General features: G+C 62.5%; 23 protein-coding genes. 11 read left to right on the forward strand and 12 right to left on the reverse strand.

Going from position 1 to position 26,463, the window contains the following annotated elements; translation table 11 throughout:
* The first annotated feature begins 10 nt into the window (after positions 1-10).
* The 4 genes from murA to IPF85_RS05625 all read left to right on the forward strand — a co-directional run bounded on the left by murA (position 11) and on the right by IPF85_RS05625 (position 5,806).
* Positions 11-1,306 (forward strand): UDP-N-acetylglucosamine 1-carboxyvinyltransferase, encoded by a 1,296-nt coding sequence (gene murA / locus IPF85_RS05610; protein WP_343407088.1) that lies wholly within the window; start codon positions 11-13, stop codon positions 1,304-1,306.
* Positions 1,307-1,840: 534 nt separating this feature from the next.
* Positions 1,841-3,229, forward strand: a complete 1,389-nt coding sequence (locus IPF85_RS05615) for a recombinase family protein (protein WP_343407089.1) — start codon at positions 1,841-1,843, stop codon at positions 3,227-3,229.
* Positions 3,226-3,423, forward strand: a complete 198-nt coding sequence (locus IPF85_RS05620) for a hypothetical protein (protein WP_343407090.1) — start codon at positions 3,226-3,228, stop codon at positions 3,421-3,423. The genes IPF85_RS05615 and IPF85_RS05620 overlap by 4 nt, the downstream gene beginning before the upstream one ends.
* 142 nt (positions 3,424-3,565) lie before the next feature.
* A complete protein-coding gene (locus IPF85_RS05625; RefSeq protein ID WP_343407091.1) occupies positions 3,566-5,806 on the forward strand; it encodes a 6-phosphofructokinase in 2,241 nt (746 codons plus the stop codon).
* 401 nt (positions 5,807-6,207) lie between these two features.
* On the opposite strand, the gene IPF85_RS05630 is transcribed toward IPF85_RS05625, so the two are convergent.
* From IPF85_RS05630 to IPF85_RS05655, 6 genes are all read right to left on the reverse strand, one after another.
* On the reverse strand, positions 6,208-7,203 hold the full coding sequence (locus IPF85_RS05630; protein WP_343407092.1) for a ketoacyl-ACP synthase III: 996 nt from the start codon (positions 7,201-7,203) through the stop codon (positions 6,208-6,210).
* 22 nt (positions 7,204-7,225) lie between these two features.
* On the reverse strand, positions 7,226-8,014 hold the full coding sequence (locus IPF85_RS05635) for an alpha/beta hydrolase (RefSeq protein ID WP_343407093.1): 789 nt from the start codon (positions 8,012-8,014) through the stop codon (positions 7,226-7,228).
* A gap of 244 nt (positions 8,015-8,258) precedes the next feature.
* Positions 8,259-8,705 carry a universal stress protein gene (locus IPF85_RS05640; protein ID WP_343407094.1) on the reverse strand — a complete coding sequence of 149 codons (447 nt, stop codon included), beginning with the start codon at positions 8,703-8,705 and terminating at the stop codon, positions 8,259-8,261.
* 62 nt (positions 8,706-8,767) lie between these two features.
* Complete coding sequence (locus IPF85_RS05645) at positions 8,768-10,345, reverse strand: long-chain fatty acid--CoA ligase (protein ID WP_343407095.1); 1,578 nt, start codon at positions 10,343-10,345, stop codon at positions 8,768-8,770.
* An 8-nt stretch (positions 10,346-10,353) separates the two neighbouring features.
* Positions 10,354-10,638, reverse strand: a complete 285-nt coding sequence (locus tag IPF85_RS05650) for a Dabb family protein (RefSeq protein ID WP_343407096.1) — start codon at positions 10,636-10,638, stop codon at positions 10,354-10,356.
* Positions 10,639-10,886: 248 nt separating this feature from the next.
* On the reverse strand, positions 10,887-11,378 hold the full coding sequence (locus tag IPF85_RS05655; protein WP_343407097.1) for a hypothetical protein: 492 nt from the start codon (positions 11,376-11,378) through the stop codon (positions 10,887-10,889).
* Between the two features lie 913 nt (positions 11,379-12,291).
* Here IPF85_RS05655 and IPF85_RS05660 point away from each other — a divergent pair.
* From IPF85_RS05660 to IPF85_RS05690, 7 genes are all read left to right on the forward strand, one after another.
* Entirely contained in the window at positions 12,292-12,429 is a 138-nt protein-coding gene (locus tag IPF85_RS05660) for a hypothetical protein (protein ID WP_343407098.1), read from the forward strand.
* A gap of 170 nt (positions 12,430-12,599) precedes the next feature.
* Complete coding sequence (locus IPF85_RS05665) at positions 12,600-12,965, forward strand: LysM peptidoglycan-binding domain-containing protein (RefSeq protein WP_343407099.1); 366 nt, start codon at positions 12,600-12,602, stop codon at positions 12,963-12,965.
* Positions 12,966-13,530: 565 nt separating this feature from the next.
* Positions 13,531-15,126 carry a hypothetical protein gene (locus IPF85_RS05670; RefSeq protein WP_343407100.1) on the forward strand — a complete coding sequence of 532 codons (1,596 nt, stop codon included), beginning with the start codon at positions 13,531-13,533 and terminating at the stop codon, positions 15,124-15,126.
* 82 nt (positions 15,127-15,208) lie between these two features.
* Positions 15,209-16,642, forward strand: coding sequence for a hypothetical protein (locus IPF85_RS05675; protein WP_343407101.1), 1,434 nt, complete (start codon positions 15,209-15,211; stop codon positions 16,640-16,642).
* Positions 16,639-18,495 carry a choice-of-anchor Q domain-containing protein gene (locus tag IPF85_RS05680; RefSeq protein WP_343407102.1) on the forward strand — a complete coding sequence of 619 codons (1,857 nt, stop codon included), beginning with the start codon at positions 16,639-16,641 and terminating at the stop codon, positions 18,493-18,495. The genes IPF85_RS05675 and IPF85_RS05680 overlap by 4 nt, the downstream gene beginning before the upstream one ends.
* Positions 18,429-19,295: a calcium-binding protein gene (locus IPF85_RS05685; RefSeq protein WP_343407103.1), complete on the forward strand. Its 867-nt coding sequence runs from the start codon at positions 18,429-18,431 to the stop codon at positions 19,293-19,295. The genes IPF85_RS05680 and IPF85_RS05685 overlap by 67 nt, the downstream gene beginning before the upstream one ends.
* Before the next feature lie 174 nt (positions 19,296-19,469).
* Positions 19,470-20,951, forward strand: coding sequence for a hypothetical protein (locus IPF85_RS05690; RefSeq protein ID WP_343407104.1), 1,482 nt, complete (start codon positions 19,470-19,472; stop codon positions 20,949-20,951).
* Positions 20,952-21,111: 160 nt separating this feature from the next.
* Here IPF85_RS05690 and IPF85_RS05695 read toward each other — a convergent pair whose 3' ends face one another.
* The 6 genes from IPF85_RS05695 to IPF85_RS05720 all read right to left on the reverse strand — a co-directional run bounded on the left by IPF85_RS05695 (position 21,112) and on the right by IPF85_RS05720 (position 26,447).
* Positions 21,112-21,849, reverse strand: coding sequence for an amino acid ABC transporter ATP-binding protein (locus IPF85_RS05695; RefSeq protein WP_343407105.1), 738 nt, complete (start codon positions 21,847-21,849; stop codon positions 21,112-21,114).
* 29 nt (positions 21,850-21,878) lie between these two features.
* Positions 21,879-22,721, reverse strand: coding sequence for an amino acid ABC transporter permease (locus tag IPF85_RS05700; RefSeq protein ID WP_343407106.1), 843 nt, complete (start codon positions 22,719-22,721; stop codon positions 21,879-21,881).
* Between the two features lie 84 nt (positions 22,722-22,805).
* On the reverse strand, positions 22,806-23,330 hold the full coding sequence (tpx, locus tag IPF85_RS05705) for a thiol peroxidase (RefSeq protein ID WP_343407107.1): 525 nt from the start codon (positions 23,328-23,330) through the stop codon (positions 22,806-22,808).
* Between the two features lie 30 nt (positions 23,331-23,360).
* Positions 23,361-24,290, reverse strand: a complete 930-nt coding sequence (locus tag IPF85_RS05710) for an ABC transporter permease (protein ID WP_343407108.1) — start codon at positions 24,288-24,290, stop codon at positions 23,361-23,363.
* A gap of 11 nt (positions 24,291-24,301) precedes the next feature.
* Positions 24,302-25,378, reverse strand: coding sequence for an ABC transporter permease (locus tag IPF85_RS05715; RefSeq protein WP_343407109.1), 1,077 nt, complete (start codon positions 25,376-25,378; stop codon positions 24,302-24,304).
* A gap of 271 nt (positions 25,379-25,649) precedes the next feature.
* Positions 25,650-26,447 carry a basic amino acid ABC transporter substrate-binding protein gene (locus IPF85_RS05720; protein ID WP_343407110.1) on the reverse strand — a complete coding sequence of 266 codons (798 nt, stop codon included), beginning with the start codon at positions 26,445-26,447 and terminating at the stop codon, positions 25,650-25,652.
* Between the last annotated feature and the right edge of the window lie 16 nt (positions 26,448-26,463).

Here is a 26,463-nt window from a genome sequence, read left to right on the forward strand (position 1 = left end):
GAAGAAAACCATGTCTTGCTTCAAGATCGTCGGCAAACAACCGCTGCATGGCGAGGTGACGCCATCCGGCAACAAGAATGCGGCGCTGCCCCTGTTGGCCGCATCGCTCCTCACCGATCAACCCCTGACGTTGCGCAATGTGCCCGCCATCGGCGACGTCAAAACCATGGTGCAACTGCTGCGTGGCCTGGGCGTCGAGGCAACCTGGCCCGACGAGCATACCGTGACCCTGCACGCGTTCGACCTGAATCGGGGCAAGTTGGACAGCGAGCTGTTTCGCGTCATCCGCGGCTCGGTCATGCTGGCGGGATCGCTCCTGGCGCGCACCGGTCGCGCTGAACTGCCCATGCCGGGCGGCGACAAAATTGGCCGCCGGCGCATTGACACCCATCTGCTGGCCCTGTCCGCGCTGGGCGCGGAGGTTGAGCACGGCCAAAACTTCACCCTGTCCGCGCCCTATCTGACCGGCGCCGACATCCTGCTGGACGAAGCCAGCGTCACCGGCACCGAAAACGCGGTGATGGCGGCCGTGCTGGCGCGCGGCGCCACTATCATTCGCAACGCCGCATCGGAGCCGCACGTGCAGGACCTGTGCAACTGCCTGATGCAGATGGGCGCGCAGATTCAGGGCATCGGCAGCAACACGCTGGTCATCGAAGGGGCGCGCCGTTTGCATGGCGCGGAGTTCAGAGTCTCGCCGGACACGACCGAAATCGGCTCCTACATCGGCCTGGGCGCGGTGACCAGCGGCGAAATTCGCATCCGCGACATTCCGGCTGAGCAACTGCGCATGATTCGTCTGATTTTCGGCGACCGCCTGGGGGTGCGCATGCGCCAGGAAACGACGGCCGGCGGTTTCGATCTCATCGTGGAAGATCAGCAGGACTTAGCGGTGCGCATGGATGTGGGCGGCGCGGTGCCCAAGATTGACGACGCCCCCTGGCCCGCCTTCCCGGCCGACCTGATGAGCATTGCCATCGTAGTGGCGACGCAGGCGCGGGGCACGGTGTTGATTCACGAGAAGATGTTCGAGAGCCGGCTCTATTTCGTGGACAAGCTGATCAGCATGGGCGCGCAGATCATCCTGTGCGATCCGCATCGCTGCGTGGTCGTGGGGCCATCCACCCTGCACGGACAGGAGCTTAGCTCGCCGGACATTCGCGCCGGCATGGCGCTGCTGATTGCCGCCCTGGCCGCGGATGGCGAGAGCACCATTGCCAACATCGGTCAGATTGATCGCGGCTACGAACGCGTGGAAGAAAAACTGCGCAGCCTGGGCGCGCAGATTACGCGCCTGGAAGATTGACAAAAAGGAAACGCCGCAGCCCTTGCGCAGGCTGGCTCCACCACACATCGCCGGGCAAGTCGCAATCGCCCGACCCGTGAATGAATTCACGGTCTGATACACCGAAACCTGCTGAAGCAGGTTGGTGTTGGGTGTGACCGCTCGAGGCGTAAAATTCGTGGCAGAACGAATTCACGGGCTGAACCACCCGTGAATGAGCAGCGCTCTCCCGAATATCCTTTGCGTCTTTGCGCCCTGGCGTCTTGGCGTTATGGTTACAAACGACAAGAAGGTGGTGAAGAGAAGGGACTTGCACTTTGACAATCGAATAGAACTTCCTATCTGTTTCGGGCGCAAGCGAGAACGCTGAAGTTACGGTGGCTGAAATGTGCTATCCTGAATAAAGTCATGAGGCGAAATTCAGGAGGCAGCCAATGAAAGCAAAAACAGAATGGCGAGTACGGATGGAACGCCAAGCCCATCGAGATGCCATGCACAGACTGAAAGCCGCTTATCAGAAATTGAGTCAAGAAACAGAGCCGAAGGAGGTTCGTAATGAAACAGACAGCTGCGTTGTATGCCCGTGTTTCGACGCAACGCCAGGAAGAGGAGGCCACGATAGCCAGCCAGGTGGCGGCGATTGAAGAATATGCCACCCACGAGGGGTACGCCTTGCGAAAGGACTTGTATTTTCTGGACGAGGCGGTGAGCGGGGCGAAATTGGATCGTCCGGCGCTGGATCGGTTACGAGACCGAGAAGGTGAAGGCTGTTACCAGGTGGTGATCTGCCTGAGTCCAGATCGGTTGGCAAGGGTGTACATGTTGCAGGTGCTTCTGCTGGAAGAATTTCGGCAAGCCGGGATACAAATGTTGTTTGTGAACCAGCCTCCGGTGAGTGATAGCCCGCAGAGCCAACTGTTGTTCGGCATTCAAGGGTTGTTTGCCGAGTATGAACGGGCTGTGATTGCCGAACGGATGCGGCGAGGGCGTCTGCATTGCGCACGTCAGGGAGCAATGGTCAACCCAAAGACCCCATATGGGTATGATTACGTGCCCAAAACAGGGAGGGAAGGCGGGCGTTGGGAAATCAATGCCGAAGAAGCCAGGGTCGTGCGTCAAATTTACGCCTGGTATACCCAATCCGAGCCGATGACTATTCAAGAAATCACAGATCGCTTGAATCGAGACGGCCTCCAACCGCGTCGCGGGAAGTGCTGGCGCAGTAGCCTGATTGGAAACATCCTGCGACAAACCCAATATACCGGATTGGCTTACTACAATCGCACCGAAAAGGTGTATCATGAGGTGGGGCGATTGCGTAAAATTGGGCATGGCAAGCGTCTTTGCCCGGTGAGTATGCTTCGCCCCACAGAAGAATGGATTGCCATTCCCGTCCCCAGCATTTTGGACAAGGATATCTGGCGCATGGCACAAGAACGACTGAAAACGAACCAGCGATTCTCAATGCGCAACAATCGCAACCACCGCTATCTCCTGCGCGGCTTGTTGATTTGCGCCACTTGTGGCCATACACTCACCGCCCGCGCTGGGAATGGCTATTTTTCCTACAGCTGTGGCTATGGCGGTGTTCACCGTGCCCCCGATACGCCTGAGCATACCTGCCGCATTGACGGCAACACCGTTGAAACCCTGGTTTGGAACGCAGTGGTGGAGCTTTTGAAAAATCCCAAACTGATTTCCCAAGCGTGGGGCTGCGATGAAGCTGCCAACATCGAGCAAGGTGAGAAAGAGCGGTTGGAAAATCGCTTGCGATCGCTCGACCGTCAGCAAGAACGTCTGCTGGATTTGTACCAAGATGAGCAGATCGAAAAGCCATCCTACCTGGTGCGCAAACAACGTCTGGATGAGGAGCAAAAAACATTCAAACGCGCCTTCTGCAAATCGAGCAAGAGGCCAAGTCCGAACAAATCAAGCAGGAATTGATCGAAGATTTCCAGCAATATTGCCAGCGTATCCAGGAAAACCTTGCAAATCCCAGCCCGGATTTACAACAGGAAGTGATTCGGTTGTTAATTGATCACGTTGTTGTCGGAAAAAATGAAATCGTGATCAAGCACATCGTCCCGACCGATGATGATTGTCGTTTGAAACCACAACGTCTTGATGTGGAACCCTGAATCTGTGCAGGCAGAGCCGGATTCCCTGGGCGCCTGTGGTATACTTGAAGAGAAGAAGCCAAAGTAATGCCCATGGGCGCCCGCTGGCCCGCACAGGCAGCGCCCGAAGCCTGACGCCCCGGGATGAAGGAGAATTTGTCGTATGTCAACAAATGTCAGACGTGTTGGGATTTTGACCAGCGGCGGCGATGCGCCCGGAATGAACGCCGCGGTCCGCGCGGTGACGCGCGCAGCTCTGGAGCGGGGTGCGGAGGTGTACGCGATCTACGAAGGCTACCAGGGCATGGTGGATGGCGGCGACCGCATCCGCCCGCTGACGTGGGAATCGGTGGGCGGCATCCTGCAAAAAGGCGGCACGATCATCGGCACGGCGCGCTGCCCCGCGTTTCGCACGCGCGAGGGACGGCGCCAGGCGGCCCGCAACCTGGTGCGCTTCGGCATTGACGCCCTGGTGGTTATCGGCGGCGACGGCAGCCTGACCGGCGCCAATCAGTTCCGCGGGGAATGGCTGGAACTGCTGGCCGAGTTGGTCAAGACGGACGAGATCAGCCCGGAGAGGGCCGAACGGCACAAGCACCTGGCGATCGTGGGCCTGGTCGGCTCGATTGACAATGACATGTACGGCACCGACATGACCATTGGCGCGGACACGGCGCTGCGGCGCATCACCGATGCCGTGGACGCGATTGCCAGCACGGCCGCCAGCCATCAGCGCACCTTCGTGGTCGAGGTGATGGGGCGCCACTGTGGCTACCTGGCGTTGATGGGCGCCATTGCCGCTGGCGCCGATTTTGTGCTGATTCCCGAAAGCCCGCCAGACGTGGACAATTGGGAAGACAGCATGTGCAGCCTGATGAAGGCTGGCCGCGCGGCCGGACGCCGTGACAGCATCGTCATCGTGGCCGAAGGCGCGCAGGATCGCAACGGCAAACCGATCAGCGTGGACTACGTCCAGCAGGTGTTGGAACAGCGTCTGGGCGAAGATGCGCGCGTGACGATCCTGGGACATGTGCAGCGCGGTGGCTCGCCCACCGCGTTCGATCGCAACCTGGCGACGCTGACCGGGTTTGCGGCCGTGGATGAACTGCTGGCGATGACGCCAGAGAGCGAGCCGCAGGTGATCGGCATCCGCGGCAATCGCATCAACAAGGCGCCGCTGATGCACTGTGTCAAGCAGACGCAGGCCGTGGCCGAGGCCATTGGCGACAAGGACTTTGGCCGGGCGATGGATCTGCGCGGCGGCAGCTTCAAGGATTCGTTCCGCATCCTGCGCACGATGGTGCGCGCCTTGCCGCACGAGCCACAACCAGAGCAACGCCGTCTGCGCCTGGCCATGCTGCACGGCGGCGGCCCGGCGCCCGGCATGAACACCACCATCCGCGCGGCCCTGCGTCTGGGCCTGGATCAAGGGCACATCATGCTCGGCGTGGAGCAGGGCTTCGAGGGGTTGATTGCCGGCAAGGTGCGCGAAATGAATTGGATGAGCGCCAACGGCTGGGCCTCGCTGGGCGGCGCGGAGCTGGGCACGAACCGCAAGGTGCCGTCCGGCCGCGATCTGTACGCGCTTGCGCGCACGATCGAGGAGCAAAAACTCGACGGCCTGCTGATGGTGGGCGGCTGGTCAGGCTATCAGGCGGCTTTCAAGCTGGTGAGCGAGCGCAAGAACTATCCCGCGTTCAACCTTCCGATCATCTGCCTGCCGGCCAGCATTGACAACGACCTGCCCGGCTCGGAGCTGAGCATCGGCGCGGACACGGCCTTGAACAACATCGTCGAGGCGGTGGACAAGATCAAGCAAACGGCCGTGGCCTACCGGCGCTGTTTCATCGTGGAGGTGATGGGACGCTACTGCGGCTACCTGGCCCTGCTCGGCGGCCTGGCCACCGGCGCGGAGCGGGTCTATCTGCACGAAGAAGGCGTGACCTTGCGCGACCTGGAGAATGACCTGGCGAATCTGCGCAACGGTTTCGAGCACGGTAAGCGCCTGGGCTTGCTCATCCGCAATGAAATGGCGCACCCGGTGTACACGACCGGCGTTATGGCTGCGCTGCTGGAGGCGGAGGGCAAGGGGCTGTACGATGTACGTCAGGCTATCCTGGGCCATTTGCAGCAGGGCGGCAGTCCGACGCCTTTCGACCGCATTCAGTCCATGCGCCTGGCCGCGCGCTGCATCGAGTGGCTGATCGCGGAGGCGCAGAAGCCGGAGCCGGGCGCAGCCTTCATCGGCCTGGAGGCGGGTCAAGTGCGCTTCCACGATCTGATTGACCTGCCGCGCATGGCCGACGAACCGTTCCAGCGCCCCAAGGAGCAGTGGTGGATGAACCTGCGCCCGATCGTGCGCGTGCTGGCGCAGCCGGGGCCGAGCGGAGGACATGCGGAATAGTGCAATGCGTTTTCTCCGAAAACGCAGAAAGTGCAATGCGTTTTCTCCGAAAACGCAGCGTGCAAAAGGTAGGGGCTGAATGCTGAATGCGCAGCTGGGAGATGGCGACCTGACTGCACCAGCCAAAACCGGTTCGCCCACAGGGTGACGCAGGAGATTGAATGAATGTCATTCCGGCCCGCCCGACCATCTACCACATCACGCATGTTGATAACCGGGGGCAGGCTGGAGCTGCTCGCGACGGTTCATTGGGTCGTAACGCACGAAGGCATAACGGATCGAGAGCAGATTACGCGTGCAGTTCATACGTGGAATGCACGCAAGCAGCAGTTTTCTTCTGCACAGATCACACTGGCCCTGGATCGCCTACGAGAACAAGGTTGGCTGAAAATGGCTGTGGCCTAAACCGTCCACCGGAAGAGCACACAGCCGATTGCCATGCCGCCGCCGGTGGCGCAGAAGATGACGTGGTCGCCGGCGTGTGGGCCTTTGCCGCGCTCCACCGCATCATCCAGGGCCATGGGAATGCAGGCCGAGCCGGTGTAGCCCCACTTGTCCATGATCCAATGGGTCTTGCTCAAGGGCTGTCCCAGGTTCGCCATGACGGTCTTGATGGTGTTGACGTTGAGCTGCGTGAAGAAGAACCAGTTGACCTCGTCCACGGTCAGCCCGGCGCGTGCCACCACCTGCCTAATCAGCGGCGGCCAACGTTCGCTGTTGAAGGTGGCCGGAAACTTACGCACGAACTGCACCCGCGGCTTGCCCTGCGCGTTGACCACCTCAGGCGTGGCCGGGCGGAAGGTGCCGCCGGTGTAGACGCCCAGGGCATCGTGAAATTCACCCATCGCCAGCAGCTTGCCGCCCAGGAAACCGGGCTGCTCCCCCGCCCCCAGGATGACCGCGCCCGCGCCGTCGGCGAAGAGGGTGCCGGTCTGCTTGTCGTGCCAGTCGAGGAAACGGGTCATGCCATAGGCGCCGACCACCAGGATGTGGCGATAGTTCGTGTCCGTGGCGATGTAGCGGCTTCCGATGTCGAGCGCCGTGACCCAGGCCGCGCACGCACAGTTGACGTCAAAGGCGCCGGCGTTGGTCGCGTTGAGTTTGCCTTGCACCACCGAGGCCGTGGCCGGACTCAAATAGTCGGGCGTGTCGGTGGCGACGATGATGAGATCGAGGTCCGCGGCGGCCAGGCCGGCGCGCTCCAGCGCCTGCTGTGCCGCGGCCACCACCAGGTCCGACGTGACCTGCTCCGGCGCCATGACATGGCGTTCTTCGATCCCAACCTTCTCGATCAGCCAGGGGCCGACATCCTGACCCAGGATGGCGCTGACATCGGCATTGGTGACGACACGTTCCGGCACATAACGTCCGGTAGACAAGATTTGCGCGTAGGGCATGGGTCAACTCCTCAAAACTGGACTACAAAAGAAAATCGAGCAGCGCCTGCACGGTCGCGGCCGGGTCTTCGATGGGGAAGATGTGGCCGGTGTGGGGAATGATAGTCACACTGGCCTGCGGCAGGAGACCGGCCAGCAGCGCGGCGTTGGCGGGCGGCGCCACCCGGTCGTGTTCGCCAAAGAGCACGTTGACCGGACAGGTGATTTGTCCCAGGCGCGCTTCTGCGTTGTGCTGAGCGCCGGCCATGACCTGCGCCTGGTAGTGCGCAGGGGCAATCGGGCCGCTGAGGCGATACGCCAGCAGTTCGGCGACGACGTCCGGATGGGTCCCGGCAAAGCCCGGCGCACAGGCGACGGCGATGCCGCGGCGGATCAGCTCCAGCGGGTCGCCGCTGCGATTGAGCAGCACATCGAGCGCCTCCGGGGTGATGGGCACGACGTTGGGGCCGCCGCTGGTGGTGGCCGCCAGCACCAGTTTGCTGACCAGGGCCGGCCGCGCCAGGGCCAGTTCCTGCGCGATGAAACCGCCCAGCGAATGACCAACCACGTAGGCCGACTCGATGCCCAGCGCGTCGAGCAGGCCGGCCGCGTCGGCCGCCAGCAGCGCGGTGGAATAGGGGCCGTCCACGCGGCTGCTCTGGCCGACGCCGCGGTTGTCAAAGGTGATGACGCGGTAATGACGACTAAGGTCGGGCGTCAGTTTGTGCCAGAACCAGGCGCCATAACCCACGCCGGTGATGAAGAGGAGCGGCTGCCCCTGCCCGGCGCTCTCGTAGTGCAAGGTGATTTCGTTTGCAGCGATTTGTGACATAGTTTCCTCATGCAGATTAAGAGCCTCACCTCAACCCCCGGCCCCTTCTCCTCTCCGCGTGGCGGAGAGGAGAAGGGGGGACGAGCCTCACCTCAACCCCCGGCCCCTTCTCCTCTCCGCGTGGTGGAGAGGAGAAGGGGGGACGAGCCTCACCTCAACCCCCGGCCCCTTCTCCTCTCCGCGTGGCGGAGAGGAGAAGGGGGGACGAGCCTCGCCTCAACCCCTTGCATTGGGGCCTGCATTCTCAGATGCGGACTTGTTCTTCGGCTGTGGCGTGGGTGATCAGGATCGGTACATCGGTCAGATGCAGCACGTTGTCGCTGACGCTTCCCAGCAGAACCTGCTCCATGGGGGAGAGGCCGCGGCGGCCCATGATGATGAGATCGCAGCCTTGTTCGGCGGCCACGCGCACGATGGCTGCAGCGGCCGGGCCTTCGACAATGGCGGGGTGTACGACAACGCCGGTGCGCTGCGCATTGATGATCGCGGGGGACATGATGCGCATGGCCTCGGCCTGTTCCAGGTCGAGAAACTCATCCGCATCGTCCAACGGGGATGAACTGGTAATGGGGGCATACGCATGCAGAATGTAAAGCTCCGCGTGGAGTGCTTCTGCCATGCCGATGGCGTAGCTCAGGGCTTCGCGGCTGTGGGTCGAGCCGTCGAAGGCGAGCAGCAAACGCTTGAACATAAACATGCTCCGATGACGCTGCCATTCGTTGACGTGCGTTCGGGGGCCGGCGACCGCGGGGGTCAGTCGCGACCGTACAACGCCAGCAGCGCCTGTTTGTTGACTTTGCCCGCGCCGGTCAGCGGCAGTTGGGGCGCCACCACCACCGATTTGGGCACTTTGTAGCGCGCAAGACGGCCGCGCAGATAGGTCATAAATTCCTCACTATCCCCGCCTGCCCTGCTGGCGTCATTGCCGCCAGGCTGATCGCGCAGGACGACGATCAGACGCCCCACTTCACCCCAGTGCGGGTCGGGCACGCCGATGAGCGCGGCTGCGGCCACGGCCGGATGTCCGCAGGCCACGCTTTCGATCTCGGCCGGATAGATGTTTTCACCGCCGGAGATGATCAAATCCTTGCTGCGGCCGGCGATCGTGTAGTAGCCTTCTTCATCACAGATTGCCAGATCACCGGTGTGCAGCCAGCCGTCCACATCTATGGCCGCCGCGCTGGCAGCCGGATTGTTCCAGTAACCGGCGCAGACGTGCGGCCCGCGGATGAGCAGCTCGCCTGGCTCCCCGGCCGCGCAGGGCTGACCGTCCGGCCGGATCAGCTTGACCTGCACATGAAAGAGCGGAAAACCCACCGCGCCGGGCTTGCGCCGCACATCCGCCCCGGGCAGCCAGAAGGTGTTCGGGCCAGCCTCGGTCAGGCCGTAGCCGGACTTGAAATCCACCCCTTTGGCCCAAAAGCGCTCGAACACGGGTAGGGGGCAGGGCGCGCCTCCGCTGATGACCAACTTGAGACGGCTAAAATCGGCGGTGGGCCACCGCGGATGCTGCTGCAGGGCGTTGAACATCGTGGGCACGCCGAAAAACAGGGTGGCCGCAACTCCGCCCGCGCCCTCGGCCACCAGGTCGAACACCTGACCGGCGTCGAAGCCCTGGCAGACGATGGACGCACCGCCGATGTACACCAGCGGTGCGGTGAAGACATTCAGCCCGCCGGTGTGAAAGAGCGGCGCGTTCAGGATGGCAACATCGTCGGCCGTCAGCCCCCAACTAACCACCGTGTTGACGGCGTTGGCGGTGATCGCGCGATGGGTCAAGATGGCACCTTTGGGCAGGCCCGTGGTGCCGCCCGTGTAGCAGATGACCCAGGGCTGTTCCCAGTCAAAACCGGCTTCGGGGAGATTGGCGCCGCTGCACACCTCGCGCTGGCTGAAGGACTGATCGCCTGGCCGGTCGGGCTGTCCCAGGGCCACCCAATGGCGCACGCTGGGCGCCAGACCGCGCAGGTCGGCGACCACGTCGCGGAACTCCGGGCCGTAGATGAACACCGCCGGCGCGGCGTCCTGGACAATCCCTTGCAGCTCGGCTGCGGTCAGGCGCCAGTTGAGATTTTGCAGCACCGCGCCCAGCTTGCCCAGGGCAAACCAGAGGTCCAGGTACTCCACGCAGTTCAAGGCCAGCATCGCCACACGATCACCCGGCCGCACGCCCAGCGACTCATGCAAGAAGGCCGCGGTGCGATTGGCCTGCGCGTTCCAGGCGCGATAGGTGATGATGGGGCGTTCCTGGTGCAGGGTATCAACCAGGGCCACACGGTCAGGCGTCAGGCTGGCCCGGCGGGCCAGCCAATCCACGGCAGGAATCGTCATGATCGGGGTCAGGGGGCGCTGTAGTCCACCGAAACGCGGCTGGCGCACAGCTCTTCGATCCTCTGGAGCAGCGCTTGTACCGCGGGATGTTTGAAGTAGCGCAGGAGCGCGTCCTTGTCGGCAAAGTCGCCGACCACGGCCATGTCGTAGGCCAGGTCAATGTTCAGTTCATTGCAGCCTGTGGACCAGTTGACAATCTCAGGCACTTGGTTTTGGGCGGCGGCCAAATCAGCCACCAACTGCCCAGCACGCGAACTCCGGTGCGTGCGACTTGAATTTGAAAAGAGCCACATGTCGAAACATACGTGATTTCCTTCGTCACTTTCTTGTGCATTTCGTTCTCACCAGTTGCGCTGGTGAGATTTACAGTGTAAACTTCCCATCTACCATGATCGTGCGCCCATCCAGTTCGATGGTACACGACGTGGGGATGACATCCACATGAATGCTGGCCGACCAGGTCGCGCCGGTTTCGTGCGGATACGAATCACAAATGCGACGTGAATGCCCGGCAGCTTTTCGTCCTGCAGCAGATTGCCGGTCAACCCGTTGAGGCCGATGTTGGTGCCGATGGCACATTCGCCCATGCGCCGTCCGTTTTCGGCCGAAGAGAGATAGGCGGTGACTTCATCCACCAGCGCCTGGTTGGCGCCTGTCCGCAGCTGATCTCGCCGGCGCTGATGTGAAAGAAGATCGGCGTCGGCAGCACGCCGTATTTCTCGCTGAAGTAATCGCCCAAAACGCTGGCCGCCACCACGCCCTCGGCTGTCGCCGGGCAGGTGAAGGTTTCCCCTTCGGGTAGATTGCCCCATTGTCCCGCCCGATGATAGATTCCCGTGCAGGGCACCCAACGCAGCGCCGGATCGAAACGCGCGGTCAGGTCGGTGCCGGCCGGCGAGGTGACGTGAATCTCATGGGCCTGGCGTGCCAGGTCGTAGACCTGCTCGGTCAGGCGGGCAATCTGATGGTAGTCCGCGGTCATACCCTGGGTCATGAGCTGCTCGGTGATGCCGATCCTATGGGCTTGGCGCACGTGCAGGTCGTGTACCAGGGAAGCGCGCAGGCCGATGCGGAAGGTGATCTCGCCTTCTGGCCGGTGGCTGCATAGAAGGTCACGCTGGGCGCAAAGGTCACCAGATCTTGATGCAGGGCCACCGGCACGGCCACAATGGGCCGCAGGGCGTAGTCTTCCAACTGCACGATGCGCACAACCGCACCGGCCGAAGCGCTGCTGCGGCCAGCGCTTCAGCGATGGCGGCGCAAAGGCGATCGGTGAGAATGAACACGCGGTCCTGGGCGGTGACGCCCATGCAGGTGAACACGCTGCGCTGTGCCCGCTGGGCAATGCTGCAGTGGATCCATCGCTCTTTCGTCGCTCCTTTCGATCCGTGTACGATTTCGATGATCTACTATTCATTATACCCACGAACGGCCCAACCGTAAAGAACACCCGGTTACGGAATGAATCCAATCACTTTGACAAATCCAAACGACCGGCGTATGATGATGCTGTACGCCCACTGGGGTGTACCGGATGCCCCGCAGGTCAGCTACTTCCTCAAACCATCGCGCGCCGGCCTCATCCGATCTTCGTCAGTAGTCGTGCATCTGAGTGGCACAGTATATCGGTCAATGACCAGGAGAAAAGAATACTATGGGAGTTTTTCAATCGCAGAAGACAGTTCCCGTCAGATGACGCCCCTGGCGCCAGAAACCAGGCGGTCGCCAGCCATTTTCAAGCCAAGGGCTTCGAGGTGAAGAGCCAGCGCACGGACAAGGGTTGGCATGTCAGCGTCAGCAAGGGCCGACACGTTCAAGGTGGTCATGGGCACCAAGACAGCCCTGAACGTGGAGCTGGGCCAAAGGGCGATGGCACCGAGATCAGCGCAGGATTGGCGTCTTCGGCCAGCAGAGCGGCGGACTCAGTTCGCATGGCGGGGCCACTGATGATTACCCAACTGTGGGGCATGGTGCAGCAGTCCAAGTTGGACGACGAGGCGCTGGCGGTGGCCGAAAAGGCGCTGCAGGACGCCAAGTCCGCGGGCGCCACGGCGGAAAAGGCGGCCGCCGCGCGGCGCAGCTGAGATGGAAGCACGCCGGCACGAAGAAGCGACTGCGGAAGGGGAGGCCAAGGCTCAGGCGGCGGCTGCGGCCAAGGCGGCCGCGGCTGCGAAGGCCCACATGGAGGCCCAGATCGCAGCCCGCGTGCAGCAGGAAGCCGAGGCCGCCACCGGGCACAGGCGGCGGGGCCAATGTGAGGCGGGAAATCCGCCTGGGCCAGGAAATCACCACCGAAGCCCGTGTGCAGGCTGCGGCAGAGGCAGCAGCAAAAGCGGAAGCAGAGGCCAAGGCGAAGGCTGAAGCAGAGATGCAGGCCAAGGCCGAGGCGGCTGCCCAGGCCCGCGACGCGTTGGGGCGTGGGTCCCAACCGGTGGGCACACGCGGTGTCCTCGGCGGCAGCGAGCGGACGCACGTCGTGGTCGCTGGCGACAGCCTGTACAAGATCGCGGCGCACTTCTATGGCAACGGCAACCGCTGGCCTGAGATTTTCGAGGCCAACAAGGATATCATCAAGAACCCGCGCATCATTCGCCCCGGCCAGAAACTGCGCATTCCCTGATCCGACCGGCCCCCCGTGCAACGCAGGTCGGCTATGGCTCCGCCGAAACGGAGCGAGAGGCGTTCCTGTAGGTCCGGCCTCCTGGCCGGACGACGCTGGACGAGGGAAATAAGCTCTGTGGCAGAGGGCGTCGTCACGCCGGAGACGTGACCTACGGCTTGGGCAATACGGCAAACAGCAGCCACGAATTACACGAATTAGCACGAATTTCAGGATCTTTTCGTGTCAATTCGTGCAATTCGTGGCCGAAACGCGGTTCAGTCGAAGGAGACGACGCCCACCCCTCTCATGAGCCGTTTTGCCAATTGGGTCAGGTTCTGGTACAATTTTCCTACTTCAAGCAGACCGCCTAATTTTCTTGGCCATGATTCCCGGATACACCTTCTTCTTTGATTCGGCTGCTGCCTTCTACGCCTGCCTGCTGCGGTTCAACGCCAGTTGAACGCTGGTCTGCTTCCTGGATTGTGTTCGGCGCCCATTCCAACCGGCGCCCAGGGTCCTCCACAGACCCAAGCCATCGTTGTTCGTCAGAAAAATCGTACCCCCTGCATCGGAGGATTGTTCCATGTCAACCCGTCGTCCATCTCGCCCTTTGGGGCACGCCCTGTCCATTCTTCTCCTGCTTAGCCTGCTGGCTGTGCTGGTCACGCCGGCGCTGGCGCACAACAGCCTCAATCCCTCTCAGGCCGGCGTTGCCGTGCCGGCGGCCGCGCCCCCCGTCCCCAAGACGATCGGCGGCGGCGGCGACTATGCCACCCTCAAGGCGGCGTTCGATGACATCAACGCAGGGGTGCTGACCGGCGCTATTCAGCTCGATGTCATTGGCGACACCACCGAGACCGCAACCGCATCGCTCAACGCCAGTGGGACAGGATCGGCGTCCTACACCTCGGTGTTGATCCAGCCCTCCGGCGGCGCCGCACGCACCATCAGCGGTGCAATCGTCGCCGCCAGTCCGCTGATTGACCTCAACGGCGCAGACTACGTCACGATTGACGGGTTGAACAGCGGTGGCAACACGCTGACCATTGCCAACACCACTGTTTCGGCCACGTCAGGCACCAGCACCATTCGATTCCAAGCCGACGCCACGAATAACACCGTCACCAATTCCAACATTCAGGGCGCGGCCACCATGGCGGTCGGCACGAACGGCGGCACGATCTACTTCGGCGCCGGCGCCATCTCGACCGGTAACGACAACAACACCATTTCCTATAATAACATCGGCCCGGTTGGCTCCAATCTGCCCAGCAAGGCCGTCTTCAGCAACGGCACGACCACCTCAACCGCCACCTACAACAGCGGCAACGTCGTCACCAATAACAACATCTTCGACTTCTTCGGAGCTGCGGTGCAGAGCGCCGGCTTTTACATGAGCAGCGGCACCACCGACTGCACCATCAGCAACAACCGGCTATACCAGACCGGCACGCGCACGCAGACCACCGCCTCCACTCACGCCGGCATCCAGCTTGCCAGTTCCAACATCAACAACTGCACGATCAGCGGCAACACCATCGGCTATGCCAGCGCGGCCGGGACGGGAACCTACGATTTCGTTGGTTTCTCAAGTAGCTCGAAATTCATTCCCATCTATTTCTCGACGCATGGCACGACCACGGCTTCGAGCGTACAGGGCAACACCATCACCGCCATCAGCTTGAGCGGCATCGTGGGCGGCACCGGCACATCGGGCGCGTTCGTGGGCATCAGCGTCAGCAGCGGCCTCGTCAACATCGGTAACGTCACCGGCAACACCATTGGCAGCCTGACGACACCCGGCGCCATTGCGGTCAGCAGCAACAATGCTTCGGCCTTCGATGTGCGCGGCATCTACTTCTTCCCATCGGCCAGCGTCAACATCTCCAACAACAACGTGGGCGGCATCACAGCCGCAAACAGCGGCGTAGGCGCCATCAACCTGATCGGCATTCACGCCTACACCGGTGCAACTTACACCAACGTGATGTCGAACAACACGGTTGGCTCGGCCGCGGCGCCGCTCAGCAACAGCGCCAGCTCGACCTCCTCCGTCATCATCGGCATCCGTTCGCAGTCGGGCATCACCACGATGACCGGCAACTCCGTCAACAATCTGACGCTGTCCGCGGGCAACATCGGTACCGGCTCCACCGCCTCCTCATCGGTTTGTGGGTAGATGGCTCCAGCGTGACTTCGGCGCACAACGTCGCGCAGAACACCGTCCATTCGCTGAGCAACACCAACGCCGCCGCGGCCGTGTGGGTGACCGGTCTGCAGTTCAACGGCCCCGACGAGCGCCGCGCACACCGTGCAGCGCAACTCTCATCTACAACCTGTCCACGCCAAGCTCCAGCGCCACGGCCACCGTCAACGGCGTCAACGTGCAGGGCGGTACGACGACCTATCAGAACAACATGATCGCGCTGGGCAACGATATGACCGCCAACAGCCCGCAGATCAACGGTATGGCGGAAGTCGTAGCCGGAACCGACAACTTCTACCACAACAGCGTCTACATCGGCGGCTCGGGCGTGGCGGCCGGCACGGCCAACTCCTACGCTTTCCAGAGCACCATCACCACCAACACGCGCAACTACCGCGACAACATCTTCTACAACGGCCGCAGCAACGGCGCCGCCACCGGCAAGCACTACGCGGTGCGCGTCGGCGGTACCGCGCCCAACCCCACCGGTCTCACCAGCAACAACAACGACTATCTCGCCAATGGCGCCGGCGGCGTCTTCGGCTACTTCAACAGCCTTGACGTGGCCAACCTGGCCGCCTGGCAAGCTGCCGTGGGGCAGGATGCCAACAGCTTCGAGTCCGACCCGCAGTACCTGGCGCCCACGGCCGCCGCGCCTGATCTGCACATCAACCCCTCGGTGGCGACGGTCGTCGAAGGTAATGGCTTCCTGATCGCCTCGATCACCGATGACTACGACGGCCAGACTCGCGCCAGCCTGACCCCAACCGACATCGGCGCGGACGCCGGCGATTTCACCTCCGCGGGCGATATCTCTCCCCCCTCCATCGCCTACACCGCGCTGGGCAACACCGCCTCCACGGCTGACCGCATCCTGGCCGCGACCATTACCGACGTCACGGGCGTGCCCACCTCTGGCGCGCTGCAGCCCCGCATCTACTACAAGAAGGGCGCGGGCGGTACGTGGTACTCCTCGCAAGGCGTTCTGACCAGCGGCAGCGGCACCAGCGGCGCCTGGGACTTCACCATCGTCGCTGCCGATATGGGTGGCGTGGCCGCGGGCGACACCATCTACTACTACGTCATCGCCCAGGACACGGCCTCTACTCCCAACATCGGCTCCAATCCCAGCGGGGTCGTGGCCACCGATGTCAACACGGTCATCACGCCCCCCGCCGTGCCCAACAGCTACAACGTCCTGGCATCCATCAGCGGCACCTACGACGTGGGCGCCACCTGTGCCACGCCGGAGTATGCCACCATCACCGCCGCCGTCACGGCGCTGAACGCAGGCGTCCTGACCGGACCGGCCACCTACCTGCTGTGCGACACGACCTATCCCAGCGAGACGTTCCCCATCACGATCGTCGCCAACGCCGGCAGCAGCGCCGTCAACACCATCACGATCAAGCCCGCGCCCGGCGTCTTGCCCACGGTCAGCGGCTCCAGCGCCACGACGATCTTCGACCTGAACGGCGCCACGGCGTGATCCTGGACGGGTTGAGCACGGCGGATTCGCCTCCGGGCAAAGATTGGACGATCGAAAACACCAGCACCAGCGGCGCGACCATTCGCTTCATCAACGGCGCGTCGAACAACACGGTCAAGAACGCGGTGGTGCAGGGCGTCGTCACCAGCAGCACGAGCGGCGTGGTGTTCTTCTCCACCTCGACGGCAGCCACCGGCAACAACAGCAACCTCCTGCAGAACAACGACCTGCGCGGCGGCGCTACTATGCCAGCCAACATCTTCTACAACCTCGGGACGAGCGGCAAGGAGAACACCGCCAACACCGTGGCCGGCAATCGCATCTTCGATTTCTCGACCGCCGGCATCAATGATGGTGGTAACTCATCGGGCAACGCCTGCACCGGCAACGAGATCTTTGAGGTCACCTCTCAGACCACCACAGTGTACGGCTTCTATCCGCATGCCACGTCCATCATTGGCTTCACCTTCAGCGGGAACTACATTCACGACCTGGCCACGTCCGGAATCACGGTGTACGGCATCTACCTCTACGACATCAGCAGCGCCCTGGCGTCGGTCGGAACGATCGCCAACAACTTCATCTCGCTGTCGCCCACCACGCCGACGACGCTGTACGGCATCTACGATCTCACCGCCACGACCGAGAAGTACGACATTTATCACAACTCGGTCTACCTGGGCGGTTCGGTCAGCGGCGCCTCCAACTCGGCCGCCTATCGCCGCAGCATCAACAGTATCACGAACTTCAAGAACAACATCCTGGTCAATGCGCGCACGGATGGCACAGGCAAACACTATGCCATCCAGTTCTCCAGCGGCGTGTTGACGGCGCTGACCGCGGACTACAACGACATCTACAACACGGGCGGCACCGCCAACGTCTTTGGACACGACGGCACCACCGAACAACCGGACCTGGCCTCCTGGAAAATCGCCACCGGCAAGGATGCCAATTCTGTCAGCGGCGATCCGCTCTTCCTCTCCAGCCTGGACCTGCACCTTCTCAGCGCGTCGTCGCCCGCCAGCAATGCCGGCACGCCGATTGGCAGCGTCACCACAGACTACGACGGCGAGGCCCGTAACGGCACGACGCCCGACATCGGTGCGGACGAGTTGACCGTTGTCTCCACGGCCACGCCGACAGCGACCCCGACCGCCACGCCGACCGACACCCCGACGGCCACGCCGACAGCCACGCCGACCAACACCCCGACAGCCACGCCGACGGCCACGCCGACGGCCACCCCGACGGCCACGCCGACAGCCACGCCGACCAACACCCCGACAGCCACGCCGACCGACACCCCGACGGCCACGCCGACCGACACCCCGACGGCCACGCCGACCGACACCCCGACGGCCACGCCGACAGCCACGCCGACCAACACCCCGACGGCCACGCCGACAGCCACGCCGACCGACACCCCGACGGCTACGCCGACAGCCACCCCGGTGGGTCCCACGGCTACGCCGACCGCCACGCCGGTAGGGCCAACCGCGACGCCGACCGCGACCCCGGTGCCGCCGACAGCCACGCCGACCAACACCCCGACGGCTACGCCGACCGACACGCCGCTGCCGCCGACGGCTACGCCGACCAACACCCCGCTGCCGCCGACGGCTACGCCGACCGACACGCCGGTAGGGCCAACCGCGACGCCGACCGCGACCCCGGTGCCGCCCACGGCCACCCCGACCGACACGCCGGTTCCGGCGACGGATACGCCGACGCCGACCGACACCCCGGGCCGCCCACGGCCACCCCAACGCCGACCGCGACCCCAGTGCCGCCCACGGCCACGCCGACGCGCACCCCGACGCCGACTAGTGTGCCCGGTAGCCCGGTGTTGACCTTCTTCACGGCCAACGGCTTCACGGTCGCCTCGGTAAACTACAGCGGCTTCACGCCTGGCGTAACTTACCGCCTCAAGGTGTTCCGCTCAGTGGATACGACTGTCAGCGTGGGTGACATGGGTCTGGGCTTTGTGGACTTCGTCTCCGCAACCAGCAGCGGTGTGTTCAACTTCCCGATTGGAGACGGAAACAACTTCCCGCTTGGAGCCGGAATCAACTTCCCGACCACCGATCCTGGGTTCGACTACTATCTGCTGGCGCAGCTGCGTGAATCGCCCTCTACCGCAGTCTTCTACGGCATCTATCACCTGCCGGCCAGCCCGGTGTTCGTGCATGGCGGCGCTGCGCTCGCGGACAGGGTCACTGTTCTGACGGTCTCTACCGCGGAAATTGCCGACGGTGTGCGTGTGAAGCTGGGCAACCCCTCCTTCACCTACGCCACCGGCGATGTGACCGGCATCAACATTCACACCTATGCGGGCAATGAATTCATCAGCGCGGTAAGCCTCGCCGCCCCCATTGCGCTCACGGTCTACGCAGGCGATGGCAACGACACGGTGATCACCGGGTCTGGCGCAGACATCATACGCGGCGGCGCCGGCAGCGACGTGCTGAACGGTCAGGGCGGCGCGGATTCCATCACCGGCGATGCGGGTAACGATACCCTCTACGCGGGCGGCGGCTGCAGCGGCGACGGCGCGGTTGACCGCCTGGACGGCGGCGCGGACACCGACACAGCCTACCATGTAGGCGCCGGCGACCGCCTGTTCAACATCGAAACGATCATCGGCTGCTAAAGCAGCCCTGTGGGCCTCTACTGGGATGCGGCGCATGGTGGCCGCATCCCGGGGAGATCGGGACATCGTTCAAGATCGGCGCCGCTGACACAGGTAACCATCATACCCGTGTCAGCGGCGTCATCATCGAGATGCACTTTTTATCACATCTATCACATCAGGAGGTCGTTCGCAATGTCCACCAAGTTGTTCCGTTCCCTCACCCTCGCCCTGGCTCTTGTGCTCATTCTATCCCTCACCGCCTTCTCGACCCTGGCCGCAGCCATGCCGCCTGGCGATGAGGCAGAGATCAACGCTGAAATGAACGGCTGGAGTGCGCCGGCCCCGCGTTCTCTACCGGTCCCCGATCAAGCCGCTCATGCCCGCGCCCTGCAACTGCTTGGCTCGACCGGCATCCTGCTGGCGCCTGATTCGACCAACAAGCGCGTCATGGCCTTCGACCCGGCCAACGGCGACCTGGTGGATGCTGACTTCATTCCCGCGGACACGGCCCATCTCAGCACGCCCAAGCATGCCATGCTCAGCGCGGACGGTCAGAGCATCCTGGTGGCCGATCAAATCACCGATGGCGTTTATCAGTACGACTTCGACGGCAACTACATCGGCCTGTTTGCGCCGGCCGGGGGCGTCAACACCGCCATCCTGGACAATATCCGCGGCATGGCCCTGCGCCCCAACGGTAATCTGCTGGTCACCGTGGGCAGCAGCGGCAACGCCAACGCCATCGCCGAATTCGATACCTCCGGCAACTACCTGGGCAACTTCATCGCGGCCGGCTCTGGCGGTCTCAGCAGCCCCTTTGCCATCCTGCACCGGACCAGCGACGTCCTGGTTGATGCCTCCACGAGCGACAACGTGCATCGCTACGACACCAGCGGGGCGTACCTGGACAATCTGATCACGGCCATCGCCTTCGCGCAGCAAATGGTCGAAGCGGCCAACAGCAACATCCTGATCGCCAACTTCAGCACACCCAACTCAGGCGTGCAGGAATACACGGCCGCCGGCGCTGCTGTCGCCACCTACACCATCGTGACAGGCAACCGCGGCGCCTATGAGCTGGGCAATGGCAACATCCTGACCTCCAATGCCAGCGGGGTCCATGAGATCAGCCGCGCCAATGTCCTGGTTGCCACGGAGATCAGCGGCGTGAGCAGCCAGTACATCGAGTACGTGGTTTCGCCCTCCGCCAGCATCAGCCTGGACAAAACCGTTGGCCTCGATCCCAACGCGTGCGCGCTCACCAACGAGGTTACTGTCGCCGCGGGCACTACCGTCGTCTACTGCTACACCGTCACCAACACCGGTTCGGAGACGTTGGGTACGCATACGCTGGTGGACGATCACCTGGGCACGCTGCTGAACAACTTCGCCTACAGCCTGACGCCCGGCGCCAGCGCGTTCATTACCGAGGCGGCGACCATCAACGCAACTACGGTGAACAGCGCCACCTGGACGGCCAGCAATGCGGGCGTCGGAGGCGTGGAGGCCAGCGATACCGCGACGGTCACGGTACAGGGGCCCACCGCCCTGACCCTGGTCAATGCACAGGCTACCCCTCTGCCCGCGCCGTGGAGCGCCTTCCTGGCATTGGCCCTGGCCATCTTGCTCGCCGCCGCCCTGACCTGGCGCCTGCGGGCTGCGACGCAGCGGTAACATCGGAACCGATACCGCCAATCAGCAAGAAGAGGGCTGGCAACGGATTGCCAGCCCTCTTTTTGTTGGGAAGGGCGCCGCCACCCCCTCGCAGGGCCGCGGCAAGATGACGACCTCAGAGGCACGCGACGCCGTGACTTGCGCAAGGGGGGGGGGGGCGTTAGTGGAGAATTTTGCTCAGGAACTGCTTGGTGCGCTCGTGCTGTGGGTTGCTGTAGAGTAATTCGGGCGTGGTGTCTTCCAGCAGTTGACCGGCGTCCATGAAGAGAATGCGCGTGGCGGCGGCGCGGGCAAAGCCCATCTCATGCGATACCACGAGCATGGTCATGCCATCACGGGCCAGGTCCTGCATCACGTCCAGGACTTCGGTGATCATCTCCGGGTCGAGCGCGGAGGTTGGCTCGTCGAACAGCATGATCTTGGGGTTCATGGCGAGGGCACGGGCAATGGCGACGCGCTGCTGCTGTCCGCCGGAAAGTTGGCTGGGGTAGCTGTCGGCCTTCTCAGGAATGCCTACTTTGTCCAGCAGATCACGCGCGACCTTTTCTGCCTCGGCCTGGGAGCGTTGGCGCACCACACGCTGCGCCAGGCTGATGTTCTCCAGCGCGGTCATGTGCGGGAACAGGTTGAACTGCTGAAACACCATGCCGACTTCCGCACGGACGGTGTTGATGTTGACCTTCGGATCGGTCACCAGCATCTTGTCAATGTAGATCTCACCGGAGGTCAGCGTCTCCAGATGGTTGATGCTGCGCAGCAGGGTGGATTTGCCCGACCCGCTTGGCCCGATGATGATGACAACCTCGCGCGGCCGCACCGTCAGGCTGACGTCGTTCAGGGCGTGTACCCGGCCAAAGTATTTTTGTGCATGACGCACTTCGATGATTGTGTCGTTCATGATGGTTCAACTCCTCAGCGCAAATGCCATTAGCGGTGCCCAACGGTCAAGCGTTGCTCGAGCCAGCGCGCCAGGCGCGTAAAGATCAAGGTCATCAACAGATAGATCAGCGCAATCATGGTGAAGGTCTCGAAGCTCAGGAAGGAGCGCGAGACATACTCGCGCCCGCGGCGGGTCAGGTCCGAGACGGCCAACACCGACACCAGCGACGAGTCCTTGAGCAGCGTCACAAATTCGTTGCCCACCGGCGGCAGGATGACACGGATGGCCTGCGGTAAGATAATGTAGCGCATGGCCTGGGCGTAGCTCATACCTAACGAGCGTGCGGCTTCCATCTGCCCCTTGGAAATGGACTCGATGCCGGCGCGGAAGATCTCGGTCATGTAGGCGCCATAGCAGACGGTGAAGCCAATCACGGCCGCGACGAAGGGGTCTATGCGCAAGGTGCTGATGAAATTGCCGGCGGCCGGAATGATCGGCTGCAACGCTTTACCCAGCACCTGCAGCACCTGCGGCAGGGCAAACCAGATGTAGAGCAACCACACCAGGAGAGGGATGCCGCGCACCACTTCGACATACAACGAGGAGACGCCGCGCACGATGCGATTGCCGGAGATGCGCCCCAGGCCGCCCAACATGCCGACGACGAGAATTGTGAAGAAGGATGTAATCGAGATGCGCAGCGTGACGGCGATGCCGTCTTGAATGAAACTCCAGATTTCGGCGTAGGGCTTGGCCACGAAGACGATCATGAAGACGATCAGGGCCAGTACCGCCAGCACCAGCAGCCACCAGCGGTCAATGCCCGCCAGGCGACCCCGTGTATCAACGGCACGCGGGCCAGGTCCCAACGAGGGAGCGGTTGCACTCATAGATACCTCCTCAAATAATCAGCAGCGGCGCTCCCGCGGGCGGGCACAAGACCACACCCCCAAGGCCACGCCCCTACGGCGTTCCTACATCAACTCGCGCACAGCCGCCAGCGCCGCCTCGTAAGCGGGATGCTGGGAGATCTCCGGCACGTATTCGACATAACGCACAACATCCTCCTCATCTACCACGAAGATGGCGCGCTGCTCGATGCGTAGCTCTTTGATGTGCGTGCCATAGGCGTCGCCAAAGGCCATGTCATAGTGATCGGAGAACATCAGCACCCGATCCACGCCTTTGGCGGCGCACCATTCCACCTGTGCAAATGACAAATCAACGCTGACCGTGACCACCACGACCTTGTCACCGAAGGTGGATGCTTCCTGGTTGAAGCGCCGCGTCTGCGCATCGCAGATGCCGGTGTTCAGGGAGGGCACGACGTTGATCAGGCGGATTTTGCCTGCGGTGGAGGCCAACAGCGGCTTGCGTCCGTCGAAGCCCTTGTCGTTGAGAGTCACCTCGGTGGCCATGTCGCCGGGCAGCAGGGCCACACCGAAGACGGTCAGCGGTTTGCCTTTGAAGGTGACATCACCAAAACGTTCTTGCAGCATGGAAGTTCGTAACTCCTTGTTTATGATTGTCTACGCCTTGTGCAGGCGCGGGTCAAGCGCGTCGCGTAAGCCATCACCGAGCAGGTTGAAGCCGAGCACGGTCAGCATGATCGCCAGGCCGGGGAAGAAGACCAGGTGCGGCGAGGTAAAGACCTGGTTGCGTTCGGCGCCTAACATCGAACCCCACTCCGCCATCGGCGGCTGCGCGCCCAAGCCGAGAAACGAGAGCGCTGCGGCATCGAGGATGGCCGTGGCAATGCCCAGGGTGCCCTGGACGATGAGCGGGGTGAGGACGTGGGGCAGAATGCTGCGAAACAGGATGCGGTTGGGCGTGGCGCCAACGGAACGTGTGGCGTTGACGAAATCAAGCTCCTTGATCGCCAGGACACTGGCCCGGCTGACGCGCGCGTAGGTGGGAATGGAAACGATGCCGATGGCAAGCAGCGCGTTGGTCAGCCCCTCACCCAGCACCGTGACGATGGCAATCGCCAGGAGCAGGGCCGGAAACGCCAACAGCACGTCCATCAAGCGCATGATGAGGTTGTCGGCCCAGCCCCCGGCATAGCCGGCGATGGCGCCCAGGAGGGTGCCGATGATGATGGCGAAGCCGACAGTGCTCAGACCGATCAGCAACGAGACACGCGCGCCAAAGACCATGCGGCTAAACAGGTCACGCACATTGCCATCCACGCCCAGGATGTGCTGCGGAGTTTCGGGCGCACATCCCAGGAGGTGAATACACGGGCCCGAGCGCATCTTGATGTTCTCGATGCCAATCAGAACCTGGTCAGGGTCATAGGGCGCAATGAGCGGGGCAAAAATGGCCGTCAGAATCAAGACGCCCAAAATGACCATGCCCAGGATGGCCGACTTGGTGCGTAGGAGGGTATAGAGAGCGTCCTGCCAGGGGCTGCGGGGTGGACGAGCCAGTATTTGTTGGGTGACGGTAGGTATGCTCATGCCATTCTCGTCTAACTGAGGCGGATACGGGGATCCAGGAAGGCGTAGGTCAAATCTACAATCAGGTTGACCACCACAAAGACAACGGCCACCACCAGCGTTACCGATTGCACGATGGTGTAATCACGGGCCTGGATGGCGTCGAAGAGCAGGCGCCCCATACCGGCAAAATTGAAGATCGTCTCCGTCAAGACGGCGCCGCCGAGCAGGCTACCCAACGAGAGTCCGATGACGGTCACAACCGGCAGCAGGGCATTGCGCATGGCGTGACGGTAGACCACGACGACATCGCGCAAGCCCTTGGCCCGTGCCGTGCGGATGTAATCCTGGCCCAGAACCTCCAACAAACTGGAGCGGGTCATGCGCGCAATGATGGACATGGGAATCGTGCATAACGCCGCGGCCGGCAAGATGAGATGTTTGATCGTGTCCCAGAAAAATGCCCAGTTGCCGGTGACGAATGCATTGAAGAGATGCAGATTGGATAAGAACATCAGGATCGAATAGCCTGTGCCTTGCGTAGCCGAGACATTCCAGGCTTCGACCAGGGAAGGGATGGTCAGGCCCGGCGTATTGCGCCCGGATGGGGCCAGCCAGAAGGGAGTATCTTTGAGCAGTAAGGCAAAGACATAGGCCAGCATCAAGCCCAACCAGAAGACCGGCATCGAAACGCCCACGTTGGCCATGAGCATGGTGCCCACATCAATCGGCGAATTGCGCCGGTACGCGGAGAGTACGCCGGCCAGGACACCCAAGACAGAGGAGAGGGTCAACGCGGCCAGGGTCAATTCCAATGTCACCGGCAGACGTTCGATCATCAAATCCAGCACCGGGCGGCCGTAGCGGAAGGAGCGGCCAAAATTGCCATGCGCCATGTCGTTCATGTAGATGCCAAACTGCGAAATGATCGGCCGGTCGAGGCCGAAGCGCTTGATGTAGGCATCGCACAGCTCGTCGGTGGCGCGCTCGCCCAACGCGGCCCGGCAAGGGTCGCCTGGCAAAACACGGGCCAGGGTGAAGGTGACAAAGAGAATACCGACCAGGACCGGAATAGAGGCCGCGAGGCGTTGGGTTATGTAACGAAACATGGATCAACCTTGAGACGGGGTCTTGACGGCAACATTTGTCAGGCCACAGAGATCACAGAGCAGAGCGATTGAAATCGCGCCTGATGGGCGTACCGCCGGGCGTCCACCTGCGTGGACGCAATGCCGGTCGGCGCAGGCGAGCGATTGAAATCGCGCCTGATGGGCGTACCGCCGGGCGTCCACCTGCGTGGACGCAATGCCGGTCGGCGCAGGCCGACCTTGCGGCGGCACGCCCTTTCGGCCCGAATTCATTCGGCGGCCTGCGCAGATCCTACTTCGCCGGGCTGGCGCCAATCCACTTGGCATAGATTTTGTCATAGGTGCCATCGGCCTTGATCTTCTTCAAGCCCTCGTTGAACTTGGGCAGGAAGCCGGTCGGGTCACCCTTGCGCGCCACTACGCCGTAGTACTCCTCGGTAAACGAGGCGCCCACGGTCTTGAGCTTGCCCTTGAAGTTTTCAGACGCCAGGACATAGTTGGCCGCCACCGGCGTGTCAACCACTACGGCATCCACGTTCTTGTTGAGCAGATCGAGCAGGGCCAGGTCAATCGAGTCGTACTCCTTGAGCGTGGCGCCCGCGATCTTTTGCACGGCAAAGGCGCCGGTCGTGCCAATCTGCGCGCCAACCACCTTGCCGCTCAACGACTTGTCGCCGGTGATGGCGGTTTCCTCGGCGCGCACGACCACGATCTGGCCGGCGTTGACGTATGGATCGCTGAAGTCGTACTTCTCCTTGCGCTCGTCCGTGATGGTGACGGCCGACAGAATGGCGTCATACGCCGCCCCTTCCAGCCCGGCGAAGATGCCGTCCCACGCGGTGTTCTTATACTCCACCTTGAACCCCATCGCCGCGGCAATGGCGTTCATCATGTCCACATCGAAGCCGACGATGGCCTTGCTCTCGTCCACGTACTCCATCGGCGGGAAGGAGGCGTCGCTCGCAATGACAAATGGCCTCGTCTCCGGCGCAGCCGTTGGGGCAGCAGTTCCGGCGCTGCTGCAGGCTGCCAGCATGGTTGCGAGGATGATGACCACAAGCGACAGACTAGCAATTTTGCGCGAATTCATTCTTTATCTCTCTTTC

Origin of the sequence: Candidatus Amarolinea dominans, assembly GCF_016704685.1 — a bacterium.
In the GTDB taxonomy this organism is placed as follows: domain Bacteria; phylum Chloroflexota; class Anaerolineae; order SSC4; family Amarolineaceae; genus Amarolinea; species Amarolinea dominans.

Excerpts from the sequence above, each read along its gene's own strand:
- IPF85_RS05640 (WP_343407094.1), bottom strand. The coding sequence starts at position 8,705 with ATGTTCAAGCGTTTGCTGCTCGCCTTCGACGGCTCGACCCACAGCCGC.
- IPF85_RS05710 (WP_343407108.1), bottom strand. The coding sequence starts at position 24,290 with ATGAGCATACCTACCGTCACCCAACAAATACTGGCTCGTCCACCCCGC.
- IPF85_RS05660 (WP_343407098.1), top strand. The coding sequence starts at position 12,292 with ATGATTACCCAACTGTGGGGCATGGTGCAGCAGTCCAAGTTGGACGAC.
- IPF85_RS05650 (WP_343407096.1), bottom strand. The coding sequence starts at position 10,638 with ATGTGGCTCTTTTCAAATTCAAGTCGCACGCACCGGAGTTCGCGTGCT.
- tpx (WP_343407107.1), bottom strand. The coding sequence starts at position 23,330 with ATGCTGCAAGAACGTTTTGGTGATGTCACCTTCAAAGGCAAACCGCTG.
- IPF85_RS05670 (WP_343407100.1), top strand. The coding sequence starts at position 13,531 with ATGTCAACCCGTCGTCCATCTCGCCCTTTGGGGCACGCCCTGTCCATT.
- IPF85_RS05715 (WP_343407109.1), bottom strand. The coding sequence starts at position 25,378 with ATGTTTCGTTACATAACCCAACGCCTCGCGGCCTCTATTCCGGTCCTG.
- IPF85_RS05635 (WP_343407093.1), bottom strand. The coding sequence starts at position 8,014 with ATGTCACAAATCGCTGCAAACGAAATCACCTTGCACTACGAGAGCGCC.
- IPF85_RS05645 (WP_343407095.1), bottom strand. The coding sequence starts at position 10,345 with ATGACGATTCCTGCCGTGGATTGGCTGGCCCGCCGGGCCAGCCTGACG.
- IPF85_RS05615 (WP_343407089.1), top strand. The coding sequence starts at position 1,841 with ATGAAACAGACAGCTGCGTTGTATGCCCGTGTTTCGACGCAACGCCAG.
- IPF85_RS05690 (WP_343407104.1), top strand. The coding sequence starts at position 19,470 with ATGTCCACCAAGTTGTTCCGTTCCCTCACCCTCGCCCTGGCTCTTGTG.
- IPF85_RS05700 (WP_343407106.1), bottom strand. The coding sequence starts at position 22,721 with ATGAGTGCAACCGCTCCCTCGTTGGGACCTGGCCCGCGTGCCGTTGAT.
- IPF85_RS05630 (WP_343407092.1), bottom strand. The coding sequence starts at position 7,203 with ATGCCCTACGCGCAAATCTTGTCTACCGGACGTTATGTGCCGGAACGT.
- IPF85_RS05625 (WP_343407091.1), top strand. The coding sequence starts at position 3,566 with ATGTCAACAAATGTCAGACGTGTTGGGATTTTGACCAGCGGCGGCGAT.
- IPF85_RS05695 (WP_343407105.1), bottom strand. The coding sequence starts at position 21,849 with ATGAACGACACAATCATCGAAGTGCGTCATGCACAAAAATACTTTGGC.
- IPF85_RS05720 (WP_343407110.1), bottom strand. The coding sequence starts at position 26,447 with ATGAATTCGCGCAAAATTGCTAGTCTGTCGCTTGTGGTCATCATCCTC.
- murA (WP_343407088.1), top strand. The coding sequence starts at position 11 with ATGTCTTGCTTCAAGATCGTCGGCAAACAACCGCTGCATGGCGAGGTG.